Raw genomic sequence first — 13924 nt, forward strand, 5'->3', positions numbered from 1 at the left:
GATGCCCGTCATCAGGCTGTTCTCCCCCGCCGAGAGTCCCGGCGGCACCGCGCTGGCGCGACTGGCCTCCGACGTCACCGAGTTGCTCGAACTGCCCGACGGTCACTGCTGGCTGTGGTGGCAGCGCCTGGAGCCCGGCACCTACTACCGGCCCGAGTGGCGCGCGGCGGACGTCACCCCGGCACCGGTCGGCTTCGTGGTGTGCAAGGAGACGTACAGCAAGGAGCAGGTGGGCGCGCTGCTGCGGCTGGTCCAGGGCCGGCTGGCGGAGCTGCTGGAGGTCCGGGCGGACGACATCTATCTGACGGTGCAGCGGGCCGCCGAGGGCGAGTTGCTGGTCCGGGACGAGGTGTGGTTCGCGCACCTGGAGGAGGAGCCGCCGGACATGATCAGCGGAATCGTGCCGATCGCGTACGTCCACACCGACCGCACGGAGCTCTCGGACGACTACTGGGGTGACGTGACCTCGGTCGTCCGGCTGGACGCGGAGCGGTTCACGCCCGAGGCGCTGCTCGCCCTGGACTCCTTCTCCCATCTGGAGATCGTCTTCCACTTCCACCGGGTCAAGCCGGAGAAGATCCACACCGGGGCCCGGCATCCGCGTGGCAACCCCGAGTGGCCGCGGGCCGGGATCTTCGCCCAGCGCGCCAAGAACCGACCCAACCGCATCGGGGTGTCGCGCTGCCGGCTGCTCAAGGTGGACGGGCTGGACCTCCATGTGCGCGGGCTCGACGCCGTAGACGGCACGCCCGTCCTCGACATCAAGCCGTACCTGCGGCAGTTCGCGCCGCGCGAGGAGGTCGTACAGCCGGACTGGGTGGACGATCTGATGCGGAACTACTACTGAACTCCCCCAGGACGGAGCCGAGATGAGCGAGCGCGCGAGTCGGGAGCGGCTGCCGCGCACGGCGCTGGCGCTGCTCACCGCCGTGTTCGTCGACGCGCTCGGCAGCGGGCTCTACATGGCCGTCTCGGTCGTCTTCCTCACCCGCTACCTGGATCTCGGCAGCGGCGAGGTGGGCGCCGGTCTGGCCGTCGCGGGCGCGGTGTCCTTCGCGATGCTGGTGCCCACCGGGATCTGGGCGGACCGGATCGGGCCGCGGCGGATGCTGATCGCCGCCCATCTGACCCGCGCCGCCCTGCTCGCGGTGTATCCGTTCGCGTCCGGCTTCGTCCCCTTCCTGCTGGTCGTCTCCGTGCTCGCGGTCGCCGACCGGGCCGCCTCACCGCTGGTGCAGGGGCTGTTCGGCGACGTGGTGCCGGCCGGCGCGCAGCGGGTGCGGGCGATGGGGCAGGCGCGGTCGCTGCAGAACCTCGGTCTCGCGCTGGGCGGCCTGGCGGCCGGCGGGGCGCTGCTGTCGGACAGCGACGCGGTGTATCTCACGGTCGTGTACGGCAACGCGCTGTCGTTCGTGTTCGCCGCGGTGCTCGTGGTGCGGCTGCGCGCGGGACGCGGCGGTGGCGGCCGTCCGCTGCCCTGGCGGCGGCGCCTGGCCGTCTTCCGTGACCGGCGGTTCACGCTGTTGACGGTCCTCAACTCCGTGGTGAGCCTGCATGTGACGGTGCTGACGGTGGGCGTCCCGCTGTGGGTGCTCGCCCACGACGACCTGCCCCGCGCCGTGATCGCCTGGACGCTGGTGCTGAACACGGTGGTGGTCGTGCTGTTCCAGGTACGGGCCACGCGCGGCGTGGAGACGGCCGCGGACGGCGGCCGGGCGCTGCGGCTGAGCGGGCTGCTGCTGGCCCTGTGCTGCTGCGCGCTGTCGGCCACCGGCGCGCTGCCGACCGCCGCCGCGGTCGCCCTGCTGCTGGGCGCGGTGGCCTTCCAGGCGTTCGCGGAGATGCACCAGCAGGCGGGCGCCTGGGCGATCTCCTACGACCTCGCCCCCGAGGACCGACGCCAGGTCTACCTGGCCTTCTTCGGCCTCGGCAACGCCGCCCGCAACACGTACGGGCCCCTGGTCGTCACGTTCCTCGTCGTCCAGCGCGGCGCGGTGGGATGGCTGTTGCTCGGCGCCCTCGTCCTTTGTGCCGGTGTCTGGACGGCGCGCGTGGGCCGGCCGGCCGCCGACGCGCCCGCAGAGCCGGCCGTGCCGCTGACCGACCTCCAAGGAGGAACCCATGGCTCCCACCCCTGAGCAGTCCGTGATCGTCGTCGGAGCCGGACCCACCGGGCTCGCGCTGGCCTGTGAACTGGCCGCCGCCGGTGTGTCCTGCACGGTCCTGGAGCGCCGTCTGAGCACCTCCGCGCAGTCCCGCGCCATGGCGCTCTACAGCAGGACACTGGAGGTGCTCGACCTGCGCGGGCACGCCGACGCGCTGGTCGCGGCCGGCCGCCCGGTGGGCCGTATGGTCCCGGCGCCCGGCGCCCGTGTCGACTTCACCGAACTCGACACGCGTTTCCCCGCCCTGCACGTGGTGCCGCAGAGCCGCACCGAGGAGGTGCTCCAGCAGCGCGCGGTGGAGCTCGGGGTGATCGTCCAGCGCGGCGCGGAGGTCTTCGGCCTGGCCCAGGACGACACCGGCGTCACGCTCCATGTGCGCACCGAGTCCGGCGAGTGGGAGGAGACCGCCGACTACGTCGTGGGCTGCGACGGCGCGCACAGCGTCGTCCGCGACCTGGCCGGGATCGCCTTCCGGGGCCGTACGTACGAGCTCGCGCCCGTCCTCGCGGACGTGCGGCTGCGCACGCCGCCGCCGGACGACGTGCTGATGCTGTCCTGCAACGGCGGGCTGATGGTGTCGATCCCGTTCGGCAACGGCCTGTACCGCCTCGCGGTGGTGCACCGGGACCGGCCGTGGACCCGGGACCAGGTGACCCTGGAGGAACTGTCCGACCTGGTGACCCGGGTGCTGGGCTTCGACCCGAAGCCGTACGAGCCGGAGTGGCTGGCCCGGTTCAAGATCCATCAGCGGCTCGCGGAGCGGTACCGGGCGGGCCGGGTCCTGCTCGCCGGGGACGCCGCGCACCTGCACTCGCCGCTGGGCGGCCAGGGTCTGAACCTCGGCGTCCAGGACTCCGTCAACCTCGGCTGGAAGCTGGCCGCCACTCTGCAGGGCTGGGCGCCGTCCGGGCTGCTCGACACCTACGAGAGCGAGCGCCGGCCGCAGGCCGAGCGGGTGCTGCGGGCCACCGACCGGGCCACCAGGATGGGGACGCACCCCTCGCCGCTGGTGAGCGGGGTGCGCCGCCGGGCGCTGCCGCGGCTGCTGGGGAACAGCCGGATCAGGAAGCTGGCCGCCGAGACGCTCTCGGGGCTGCGCACGGGGTACGCCGGGCCGGGCGGCCCGCGCCGGCCGGACGGTCCGCGGCTGCGCGCCGGGCAGCGGATGCCGGACCTGACGGTGTCCCGGCCCGCGGCGGAGCCGGTGCGGCTGTACGAGCTCATGCGCGACGGGCGTTTCCTCCTGCTCGACCTGGGCGAGGACGGCGCGGGCGCGGCGCTCGCCGAGGCCTGGGGCTCGCGGGTCTGCCCGGTCCGGGTGACCGAACCTGTTGCCGAACTTGACGGCGTGGGCGCTGTGTTGGTGCGCCCCGACGGCTACGCTGCGTGGGTGGACGGCCGGTCGAACCCGGCCGGACAGGTGGAGCGGGTGCGCCGGGCGCTGCTCCACTGGTGCGGTGCGGAGGGCCCCACGCCACAGCGGCAGGCCGGCTCCGCCGCCGAGGCCGGCGCGCCCGCCGCATGCCCCGCGGAACCGACCCCGTCGGCCGACGCGGAACCGGCCAGGGCCGAGAAGATGTGACGAGAGGACGCCGTGGGCCCGCACCGCATCCCGTCCCCGTCCCCGTTTCCGTCCCCCGACCGGAAACCCGCGCGGTGCGAGGGCGGCGCGCGGGCCCTCAAGGACCCGACGCAGGAAGGCCGGCAACCCTATGGCCCAGCTCCTCACCAGACGCTCGCAGCGGACCCGCGAGGCGATACTGCGGGCCGCGCGCATGCACTTCGCCGCGGACGGCTACCAGCGGTCGACGATCAGGGCCATCGCCGCCACGGCCTCGATCGACCCGTCCCTGGTCATCCGGTACTTCGGCAGCAAGGAGCGGCTCTTCGACGCGGCGCTCGACGTCGACCTGGAGCTTCCGGATCTGACCGGGACGCCGGAGGAGCTGCTTCCGCAGGCGTTGATCACGCACTTCCTGGCGCCCTGGGAGAACGACTCCGACGAGGGCTCGATGCGGTTGCTGCTGCGGTGCGCGGCGACCAACGAGCGGGCTGCGGAGCATCTGCGGCAGATGCTGCACGAGCAGTTCACCGACAGTCTGCGCGGCGCGCTCGGCGCCGAGCGCGCCGCGGCGTGCGGTGGTGTGCTGGCCGCGCAGTTGCTGGGGGTGGCCTACACCCGCTACGTACTGCGGCTCCGGCCGATCGCCGACCTGCCGGTGGCGGCGCTGGCGGAGCTGGTGCTGCCGTCGCTGCGGACGGTGCTGGCGTCGGGGTGAGGGTGCAACCGCTCGTCCGCGGGGGACGTCCAGGGGTACAGGCGGGCGCGACAGGGGAATGCGGCGTTCCGACAGGTCATGGATTCCCGGTGTCCCGCCTGCTAAGATATTTTCACTATACAGTGAATTACCTGTTCCGAGACTCCCCACGCGAAGTGCAGTGATGTCATGAAATCCAGGCGCACAGACGGTTCCGCTTCCACACCCGACGTACCGAACAACGCGAGTGGGTCCGGTACTTCGAGTGCGCGGCGAAGCCGGCCGAAACGCGCACGCAGCGGACGCCGCCCTGGGGAGAGCGGCACCCGGGAGCAGATCCTCGAAGCGGCCCTCCACCTCTTCGCCGACCGCGGCTACGCCCGCACCACGATCCGCGCCATCGCCGAGGACGCGAAGGTGGATCCGGCGCTGGTCCACCACTTCTTCACCAACAAGGAAGGGGTGTTCGACGCGGCGGTCAACTCCTCCTTCAGCGTCTCCACGGCCTTCGACGGCATGCCGATCGCGGACGACGCCGCCTCGGAAACCGCCTGGGCCGTCCGCACGTACTACGCGTTCTGGGAGAACGAGCGGACGCGGTATGCCATGACGGCCATCTACCGCGCGGGCCTTGCCGACAGCGACACCTCGCAAGTGCTCAAGTCGCGCATCGAGGCGAGTTCCCGTGCCTGGCTGAGCGCAACCGGCTACAAGGAACGCGAGGACTTCGACATCCGTTCCATGCTGGGCTCGGGGCACATGATCGGACTGGCCATCCTGCGCTACGTGCTCAAGGTCAAGCCGCTGGCGGACATGGAGTACGAGGAGTTCCTCTCCTGGGTGCTGCCCGTCCTGGAGCTGCGCATGTCACCGGAGCTGGGCCCCCACAAGCCGGAGCGACCTGCGCAGGACTGATCAGCTGAGCGGCCACGCCCGTCGAGGAGATGTGGAAGGCCCGTCCCGAGGCCCTCCCGGTCATCCCGACAGCAGCGGCGCCGCCCGGAGCCCCGTCAGACGCCGTCGCGCCAGACGGCCCTCACCGCCATCAGGGAAACTCCCGGTCCCGCCGAGAGCACGAGCCCCTGCGCTCCCTCGGCGGGGGGCTTGGCGAAGGTGCGCTCCATGACTTCCAGCACGGAGACCGAGCCGACGTTGCCCACGTCACGCAACGAGTCGCGGGCCAGACCGAACATCTCGGGTGCACAGCCCAGGCCGTCGGCAAGGGCATCCAGGATCTTGGGGCCTCCCGTGTGCGACACGATGAACTCCGGTGCGCTGCTCGTCCCGGGCGGCGCGCTGGAGTCCAGCCAGTCCTTCAGCCGCGGCAGGACGTTGCCGACCGCCTTCAGCAGGAGTCGCGAGCTGTAGCCCTGCAGCCCGTCGTCGGCCGTACGGGTTCCGACCACGTCGTGGCTGTCCGCCTGGAGCATTTCCCAGGAGCTGATGAGTTCCATGTGCGGGCCGTCCACCCGGTCGCGCACCACGCAGGCACCGGCCGCGTCGCCGAAGAGCCCCCTGAAGATCATGGCATCCAGGCCGGTGCCGGCGGGGTGGTGGTAGTGACTGAACACGTCGGCGCACACAACGAGAACCGTGGCCTGCGGACGGGCGGCCACCAGCTCCATGGCCGTGGAGATCCCGAACACCCCTCCGTTGCAGCCCATCTGCGTCACCGGTATGCGCCGTACCGACGCCGGCAGTCCCAGGCGCTGTACCAGCCGGACGTCGATGCCGGGCATGGTGTGCCCGGTCGCGCTGGTCACCACGATGGCATCGACCTCTTCGGGCTTGACCCCCGCTTCCCTGAGCGCCCCCTGCGCGGCCCGTTCCGCCAGCTCCAGTGAGTCGTGCAGGTGCTCGCGGCTCTGCTCGGAGAGCGAGCGGTTCCACCGCAGTTGCTCCGCCAGGGGGCGGACGTACCAGCGTGTCCGCACGCTGGTGGCGCGAACGATGTTCGAGATCCGCTCGAGGTTCGGGTGGTCCGGGTACAGCTCCGCGATGCGATCGATGATGTCGTCGACGGTGACCTGGTGTCGAGGTAAGGCGATCACAGGAGCAGCGATGACGGGCACGACGTCTCCAAGGCTGTCGGATGAGAGAAGGACGCGGGGAAGGGGAGCACTGGTCACATGCGGTCCGGTGTGCGCACTCGGGCCGCGCCGCGACCGTCGCTGTACGGGCTCTCGCCATGGAAAACGCGCATGCCGAACACTCCCCCGGGTGTCTGACGGTGCTTTCTGGCACGGGCGCCTGAGCGGCACCCCAATGAAGAACACACGCACGAACAGCGACGCGCTCGGGACTCATGGCAATGCGCAGCATTGCCATCGAGGCATCCCCGTTCCGGTCTCTTCCCGGGATCCGCCTCTGAACAAGACGGTACGAGGCGGCAGTTGACTACAACTAGAGCGAAATTCAACGCGTATGGAATTTACTCCGGGAGGACAGCCCAGAGCTACGGCCACCGGGTGCACACCGAGAAAGGGCCGACCGCCATGCATGCACCACCGCGCTACGCGGACTCCGACCCCTGGACCGAACGCGCTGCCTGCCACGACACCGATCCAGAGACCTTCTTCCCGCTCCCCGGAACCTCCGGCGGAGTCGACAAGGAGGCCGTCGCCAAGCGGCTGTGCGGGACCTGTCCGGTGGCCCGCGAGTGCCTGCGCGAGGCGCTGCTGAACGACGAGGGCGCCGGGATCTGGGGCGGCTTCAACGCGCGCGAACGGCGTGAACTGCTGCGCATCGCCGACACCTTGGAGTCGACCAGCGCCCAGTTGGCCGCGTACCTCGCGGGCGGCGGCCACCGGATCACCGCGACGCCACGGGAGCGGCCGGCCTACGTGTGGTACCTGCGCCGCCACGGCTGGACCCCGCGGCGGATCGCGGGCGCCCTCGGCGTCAGCTTCGGGCAGGTCCAACAGGCCTGGCAGCTAGCCGAGTTGGCCTCCTCGTGCACACACGGCCCGGTGAGCGGCATGCCGAATCCGAGGGCGCCGCGGAAGCGCGTACGGCGGACGGCGGCCACGGAGTCGGCGGCGCGCGAGGGGGTGGTCGGCGCGGAACGCCCCGCCATACCCGGCGGCGCGGCCCCCGCCCGTCCTCTGTCCGACCACCGCCACCCGACCCCGGCCGCGGCCCCGGGCGACGGCGCTCGGCTCCGGCCCTCCGCGCACCACCCGGCGGGCCCGGTCGCCACGAACCGCAACGGGGCCGAGCGGGGTGTCCCCGCCCGCGGAGAGCAGCGCCGCATCGGTCCGGCCGCCGGCGAACCGAGCGGCCCGCGCCCGCGCAGCGCCGACCGGGACGTCCTCGGTGCCGCCGACACCCGACGCGCTCGCCTGCCGGTGGGCTACAAACGGGACCGCGGACCGGGCGCCCCCGCCCCGGTACGCCCGCCCGCCACCGCCGAACGGGGCCGGGAACCGTTCCCCGCCCACCCCGGCCAGCTGTCGGACTCCGGTGGCCGCCGCCCCGGCTCCACCCCACCGGAACCGCGCCGCAGGCAGGCCGACCCCACGCGCGGCCGCGAACCGGCCGGCACCGCCCACGCCCGAGGAGCCGCCGCGTCACGCCGGGAGGGCACCCCCGCCACCCGCAACGCCCCTCAGCCCACACCCACACCCACGCCTCCGCCCCCCGACCGCCCCCGCGTCTCGATCACCACCGGTGTCCCGCAGGAGCGGGTTCGTATGTCGGTGGGATCCGGCGACGCACGGAGCGTCGTGCGGGCCGGGCGCGGACGGGTGGCGGTCGGCAGTGGGTCCGGGCGGGTGTCGGTCGTGGTGCGGCGGGCCGGGGTGGCCGTCTTCGTGAAGCGTGGAGGGAGCGCATGAGCGCGGTGGCGCAGGGGCGGCGGCTCGCCGGGACCGTGGTGACCGAGGACGGCGCCGAGATCGTCGTATACACGCACGGATCGCCGGATGCGGAGGCCACCGTCGTGCTGTCGCACGGGTGGACCATGTCCGCGCTGGGCTGGCGGCCGCACATCGACGCCCTGACGCGGCCCCGGCCCGGGTTCCCGGCGCTGCGCGCGGTCAGTTACGACCAGCGCGGGCACGGGCGGTCGACCCGCGGGCGGGCGGTGCTCGACATGGAGGTGCTGGGGCGGGACCTCGAAGTGGTCCTGCGGCAGGCGACCGTGCCCGAGGACGGGCCCGTGCTGCTGGTCGGTCACTCCATGGGCGGCATGGCCGTGCAGCAACTCGCGGCCCTACGCCCGGAGTTGTTCGGGACGTGGGTGTCCGGCGTCGGACTGTTCTCCACGTGTCTGGACGAGGTGGGTCCGGTCCCGGCCGAGCCTCCCGACCGGCCCGCACACCGCCGCACCCACGCCGAACGCTGGGTCGCCGACGGGCTGTTGCGCTCGCCGAGTTGGGCCAAGGCCGTGCACCGGCTGCTCACCGGCCCCCTGTCCCACCCCTCGGCCGCCCCGCTGTGGCGCGCGCTGTTCGGGCCGGGCCCGCGGACCGAGACGGTGCGGGCCGACGCCCGGTCGCTGCGCGACATCCCGCCGTTGACCGTGGCCGAGTTCTACGCCGCCCTCACCCTGCACGACTGCGCGGGCCGCCTGGGCGCGCTGGGCCGGGTGCCCACCCGCATCCTGGTCGGCGCGCAGGACTGCTACACACCGCCCGCCCAGGCCGCGCGGCTGGCCGACGACATACCGGGAGCGACCTTGCACACCGTGCCCCACCAGGGCCACGACCTGCCCTACGAGCGGCCCGTCCTGGTCGTGGAGACCGTTCAGGCGCTCCTGCGCGACCTGCGCGAGAGAACCCGGAGCCCGGAGCCGGACCTCGCCCTGCCGATGGCGGCGGCACAGTGACGCGGCCCGGGGACGGTCTGCGCGCCGATGTGCTGGCCGCGCGCCGGATCGTGGTGAAGGTGGGTTCGTCGTCGCTGACGACGGCGGTCGGCGGCCTGGACTCGGACCGCGTGGACGCGCTGGTGGACGTCCTCGCGCGCACCCGGTCCGCCGGTACCGAGATCGTGCTGGTCTCCTCGGGCGCGATCGCCGCCGGCCTCGCACCGCTGGGGCTCGCCGAACGGCCGAGCGACCTCGCGGGGCAGCAGGCCGCCGCCTGTGTCGGCCAGGGCCTGCTGGTGGCCCGGTACACCGCCTCGTTCGCCCGCTACGGGCTGCGGGTGGGCCAAGTACTGCTGACCGCCGACGACATCGGCCGCCGCGCCCAGTACCGCAACGCCTACCGCGCGCTCGCCAAGGTGCTGTCGATGGGGGCGGTGCCGGTGGTCAACGAGAACGACACCGTGGCCACGGCCGAGATCCGGTTCGGCGACAACGACCGGCTCGCCGCCCTCGTCGCCCACCTGGTCCGCGCCGACCTGCTGGTGCTGCTGTCCGACATCGACGGCCTGTACGACGGTGATCCCCGGCGTCCCGGCACACGGCGGTTGACGGACGTGCGCGGTCCGCAGGACCTGGCGGGCGTGGAGATCGGCGGCGCGGGCAGTTCGGGCGTCGGCACCGGCGGCATGGTGACCAAGGTGGAGGCGGCCCGGATCGCCACCGCGGCCGGCGTCCCGGTGATCCTCACGGCCGCCCGGCACGCCGCCGACGCACTGGCCGGGCGGGAGACGGGCACGCTGTTCCACCGCACCGGGGACCGCAGCGCCGACCATCTGCTGTGGCTGGAGCACGCCAGCAGCCCGCGCGGCACCGTGCAGTTGACCGGCGACGCGGTGCGCGCGCTCGTCCAGGAGCGCGGTGCGCTGCCGGCGACGGGGGTGAGCCGGGTGGCGGGCCAGTTCGTGGCGGGCGACCCGGTGGAACTGCTCGACGAGGACGGCCACGTGGTCGGCCGCGGCCTCGCCTCGCTCGCCTTCCAGGAACTGTCCCTGCTGCGCGGCCGCTCGGGCCGCGAAGTGGTCCACCAGGACGACCTGGTCCTGCTCCCGGCCGCCGCCCGCACCGGCCTGCCGTCCCCACTGCGCCGAGGCGTCAGCGTACGCATCCTCCCCGCACGCGAGTTCGCGGCCCAGGACGCCCACGGTCCCCAGTGACAGCACGGCGCGGCGCCCGCCGGAGTACCGGGCGGGCGCCGGGCGGCCGTACGCCCCGGGCGGGGCGGAGCGGTCAGTCGATGCTGCGGACGATGTGGAACTCGGCCGGGTCGTCGTCCACCCCGGCGAGGCCCAGCCGCGGGGCCTGGGCGACGGGCCGGCGGCTGCGCCGTTCGGTGTCCCGGTACAGGAGCCAGACCCCCGGCTTCCTCTTCCTGATGATGCGTATCTGCATGAACGGACCTCCCGTCTACGACAGCGGGGCGGCAGCTCCGCCTCGCGTGTGACCGTCGCCCACGAGGACGTACTTGGTGGTGGTCAGCGCGGTCAGCCCCATGGGGCCGCGCGCGTGCAACTTCTGGGTGGATACACCGAGTTCGGTCCCGAGACCGATCTGCCCGCCGTCGGCGAAGCGCGTGGAGGCGTTGACGGCGACGACCGCGGTGTCCAGTGCGGCGACGAAGTGACGGGCGGCGGACTGCGAGTCGGTGACGATCGCCTCCGTGTGGCCGCTGCCGTGGCGGCGGATGTGTCCGACGGCCTCGTCCAGCGAGCGCACGACGCGGGCGGAGATCTCCAGGGAGAGGTACTCGCGGCCCCAGTCCGCCTCGGTGGCCGGGACGACCGTGTCGTGGAAGGCCCGTACCCGCGGGTCGCCGTGCACGATCACACCGCGCCGGGCCAGCGCGGACAGGGCGCGGGGCAGGAAGGCGGGGGCGACGGCCTCGTGGACGAGGAGCGACTCCGCCGCGTTGCAGACGGACGGGCGCTGGGTCTTGGCGTTCAGCAGGATCGCCAGCGCCTTGTCCAGGTCGGCGTGTTGGTCGACGTAGACATGGCAGTTGCCGACGCCGGTCTCGATCACCGGGACGGCGGACTCGCGCACGGTGGCCTGGATCAGGTCGCGGCCGCCGCGCGGGACGAGGACGTCCACCAGGCCGCGCAGCGCCATGAGTGCGCGTACGGAGGCGTGGGTGGTGCCGGGCACCAGCTGGACCGCGTCGACCGGGACGCCGGTGTCCGCGAGCGACTGGCGCACGGCCGCGACGAGGGCGGCGTTGGTGTGCCGGGCGGTCGAGGAGCCGCGCAGCAGGGCGGCGTTGGCGCTCTTGAGGCAGAGGGCGGCGGCGTCGACGGTGACGTTCGGGCGGCCCTCGTAGATCACGCCGACCACGCCGAGGGGGACCCTGATCCGGCGCACCTCGAGGCCGTTGGGCATCACGGAGCCGTCCGCGCTCTCGCCGACCGGGTCCCGTTCGGCGGCGAGGAAGCGCACCGTGCGGGCGAGGGAGGCGAGTTGGTCGCGGGTGAGGGTGAGCCGGTCCAGGACCGCCGACGAGAGTCCGGCCTCGCGGGCGGCGGCCAGGTCCCGTTCGTTGGCGGCCAGGATGTCCGCCGGGTCCACGGTCAGCCGACGGGCGACGGCGAGCAGCGCGGTGTTGCGTTCCGCGCCGGTGGTGGCGGCGAGCCGGCGGGCCGCGACACCGGCGGCCAGGGCGGCGGCACGGACGTCACCCTCCGGGTGCGGTACGGGAGTTGCAGCGGCCAGGGAGGTGCCGGCAGTCACCGGTCGCCCTCGCCCCGCGGCACGGCCGGGGTGTCGCTGCGGAGTTCGTCCTCGCCGGGAACGATGCCGGACAGCTCGGCCAGCATCACCCAGGCCAACGCCTCGGCCTCCTCGGGGCGAACGGTGAGACCGGGACCCGCGGTGCTGCTCATAGGTACCCCCTGGAATGTCCGGGCGCGATGCGGCTGCCGCCGTGGCGCGGGGCGGCGTCCCCACGTGCGGTGGGTGAGCCCGCCCACTCAGGAGGCTGGCACGTGGTCCGAGCTGCGACAACCCTTCCCGGCCCGGGCCCGACCGGCGCTCCGCCGGGGCTTGAGGCGCGGTGAATCCGCCGGGCGGCGGAGCCTCACGCGCCCCGGCGGTCACCTCCCGGTCATGGATCCGCTCGCCTCGCCCGACCGCCGTACGACCGTCGGGCGCCGTGACCGTATGCCCCAGAAGTGGCCGCCGGGAGCGGCGACTTGGGGGCGGGCGCCCGCCGGGGCGGCGTGCGCCTCGGCGCGGGCGAGGACGTAGACGCCGCGGGCCGCGGCGAGAGCGGCGGTGAGGGCCGCGAGCACGGTGAGCGGGTCCGTGGCGTAGCGGTCGCCCAGGACGGCGACGCCGATGAGGACGGCGAAGACGGGGTTGACCAGGGTGACCGTGGCCAGGGGTGCCTCCAGGCCGTCGCGGTAGGCGAGTTGGCACAGCAGCAGTCCGGCCGGCGCGAGGCCGATCACTCCGCCGGCCACCAGGACGGTCGTGGCGAGGGTGCCGGAGCCGTCGCCGGTCACCTGGAGGACGGCGGTCTGCGCCAGGGCGGAGGCCGCCGCGAAGGCGACACCGGCGGCGGCCGCGTACGACAGGCCGCCGAGGCCCGGCCGCCGGGTGACGGCCGCGGCGACCGCCGGTACGCCCATGGCCACCGCGGTCAGGCCGACCACGCCGGCCAGTTCGCGCGGGTCCAGGGTGCGGCTGGTGCCGGCGGACGGGACGAGTGCGAGCAGACCGACCACCCCGGCCACGGTGAGCGCCGTTCCGGACCACTGCGCGGGGGTCATGCGGTGCCGCAGCACGGCGGAGGACAGGAGCGGGGCCGCGACCAGGGTGAGCACGCCGAGCATCTGGACGGTGACGAGCGAGCCGTAGCGCAGGGCCGCGGTGTGGAGCACGGCGCCCAGCGCGTTGCACAGGATCGAGATCCACCACGCGCCCGAGCGGCGCAGCCCGGTGCCGTGCGGTCCGCCGGCCCGCAGAGCCGCCGTCCGCTGCCCCACGGCGGCCGCGGCATAGGCCAGGGCCGAGGCCGTGCCGAGCGCGAGAACCGAGAGCACGGTGTTCACGATGTCCTTCCACCGCGCCGGGCACGGGAGCCGATCTCTGATCTTCGGTATTTCATCTCTTGTTGAAGTCTACGGGCGCTGAATTAACCTCCGCAACCGAGGTCGCCCCCGGTCCGAACAGAGCAACCGGTCAACGGGCCCGCCCCCGACGTGCGTTCGAGACGGACTCCATTCACCGTCCACGCGCATTCCTGCCCGGCCTCCTACCCTCGCGGCACCCATCTCGCCCGCAACGACACCCGGACCATGGAGAGTTGGTATGGCATACGTCATCGCCCAGCCCTGCGTCGACCTCAAGGACAAGGCCTGCATCGACGAATGCCCCGTCGACTGCATCTACGAGGGCCCGCGGAAGATGTACATCAACCCCGACGAATGCGTCGACTGCGGAGCCTGCGAGCCCGTCTGCCCGGTCGAGTCGATCTTCTTCGAGGACGACCTCCCCGGCGAGTGGTCGGACTTCCGCACCGCCGACGCCGAGTTCTTCGCCGAGCTCGGCTCGCCGGGCGGGGCGGGCCGGATCGGCCCCGTCGACAAGGACCACGCCGTCGTCGCGGGGCTGCCGGTGACGGCCAAGCCGTGACGTTC

Annotated in this window: 14 protein-coding genes; 9 read left to right on the forward strand and 5 right to left on the reverse strand. The window is 73.3% G+C overall.

The genetic code is table 11. From position 1 onward, the window contains the following. Position 1 precedes the first annotated feature (1 nt). From ICC28_RS41315 to ICC28_RS23885, 5 genes are all read left to right on the forward strand, one after another. Positions 2-847 (forward strand): SAM-dependent methyltransferase, encoded by an 846-nt coding sequence (locus ICC28_RS41315; RefSeq protein WP_317454083.1) that lies wholly within the window; start codon positions 2-4, stop codon positions 845-847. Positions 848-869: 22 nt separating this feature from the next. Next, positions 870-2138 (forward strand): MFS transporter, encoded by a 1269-nt coding sequence (locus ICC28_RS23870; protein ID WP_188290728.1) that lies wholly within the window; start codon positions 870-872, stop codon positions 2136-2138. Then, positions 2122-3747 carry an FAD-dependent oxidoreductase gene (locus ICC28_RS23875; RefSeq protein ID WP_188290729.1) on the forward strand — a complete coding sequence of 542 codons (1626 nt, stop codon included), beginning with the start codon at positions 2122-2124 and terminating at the stop codon, positions 3745-3747. Before ICC28_RS23870 ends, ICC28_RS23875 begins: the two co-directional genes overlap by 17 nt. A 130-nt stretch (positions 3748-3877) precedes the next feature. Further along, complete coding sequence (locus ICC28_RS23880; protein ID WP_188290730.1) at positions 3878-4444, forward strand: TetR/AcrR family transcriptional regulator; 567 nt, start codon at positions 3878-3880, stop codon at positions 4442-4444. Between the two features lie 168 nt (positions 4445-4612). Next, positions 4613-5338, forward strand: coding sequence for a TetR/AcrR family transcriptional regulator (locus ICC28_RS23885; RefSeq protein WP_188290731.1), 726 nt, complete (start codon positions 4613-4615; stop codon positions 5336-5338). Between the two features lie 95 nt (positions 5339-5433). On the opposite strand, the gene ICC28_RS23890 is transcribed toward ICC28_RS23885, so the two are convergent. Beyond that, positions 5434-6495, reverse strand: a complete 1062-nt coding sequence (locus tag ICC28_RS23890) for a type III polyketide synthase (protein WP_188290732.1) — start codon at positions 6493-6495, stop codon at positions 5434-5436. 423 nt (positions 6496-6918) lie between these two features. Between ICC28_RS23890 and ICC28_RS40735 the strand changes: the two genes are divergently transcribed. The 3 genes from ICC28_RS40735 to proB are packed head-to-tail and all read left to right on the forward strand — an operon-like array spanning position 6919 to position 10447. Further along, positions 6919-8259: a WhiB family transcriptional regulator gene (locus ICC28_RS40735; protein WP_223189328.1), complete on the forward strand. Its 1341-nt coding sequence runs from the start codon at positions 6919-6921 to the stop codon at positions 8257-8259. Beyond that, complete coding sequence (locus tag ICC28_RS23900) at positions 8256-9251, forward strand: alpha/beta fold hydrolase (RefSeq protein WP_188290733.1); 996 nt, start codon at positions 8256-8258, stop codon at positions 9249-9251. The genes ICC28_RS40735 and ICC28_RS23900 overlap by 4 nt, the downstream gene beginning before the upstream one ends. Continuing rightward, positions 9248-10447 carry a glutamate 5-kinase gene (gene proB / locus ICC28_RS23905; protein WP_282701305.1) on the forward strand — a complete coding sequence of 400 codons (1200 nt, stop codon included), beginning with the start codon at positions 9248-9250 and terminating at the stop codon, positions 10445-10447. Before ICC28_RS23900 ends, proB begins: the two co-directional genes overlap by 4 nt. 73 nt (positions 10448-10520) lie before the next feature. Here proB and ICC28_RS23910 read toward each other — a convergent pair whose 3' ends face one another. From ICC28_RS23910 to ICC28_RS23925, 4 genes are all read right to left on the reverse strand, one after another. After that, positions 10521-10682 carry a hypothetical protein gene (locus tag ICC28_RS23910; RefSeq protein ID WP_188290734.1) on the reverse strand — a complete coding sequence of 54 codons (162 nt, stop codon included), beginning with the start codon at positions 10680-10682 and terminating at the stop codon, positions 10521-10523. Positions 10683-10697: 15 nt separating this feature from the next. Beyond that, a complete protein-coding gene (locus ICC28_RS23915; RefSeq protein ID WP_282701306.1) occupies positions 10698-12014 on the reverse strand; it encodes a glutamate-5-semialdehyde dehydrogenase in 1317 nt (438 codons plus the stop codon). After that, positions 12011-12166 carry a hypothetical protein gene (locus tag ICC28_RS23920; RefSeq protein ID WP_188290735.1) on the reverse strand — a complete coding sequence of 52 codons (156 nt, stop codon included), beginning with the start codon at positions 12164-12166 and terminating at the stop codon, positions 12011-12013. Before ICC28_RS23920 ends, ICC28_RS23915 begins: the two co-directional genes overlap by 4 nt. Positions 12167-12376: 210 nt before the next feature. Then, on the reverse strand, positions 12377-13336 hold the full coding sequence (locus ICC28_RS23925; RefSeq protein ID WP_188290736.1) for an EamA family transporter: 960 nt from the start codon (positions 13334-13336) through the stop codon (positions 12377-12379). Positions 13337-13595: 259 nt separating this feature from the next. Between ICC28_RS23925 and fdxA the strand changes: the two genes are divergently transcribed. Next, positions 13596-13919 carry a ferredoxin gene (gene fdxA, locus ICC28_RS23930; protein ID WP_188290737.1) on the forward strand — a complete coding sequence of 108 codons (324 nt, stop codon included), beginning with the start codon at positions 13596-13598 and terminating at the stop codon, positions 13917-13919. Positions 13920-13924: the final 5 nt, after the last annotated feature.

The organism is Streptomyces sp. TRM68416 (assembly GCF_014596915.1).
Taxonomy (GTDB): domain Bacteria; phylum Actinomycetota; class Actinomycetes; order Streptomycetales; family Streptomycetaceae; genus Streptomyces.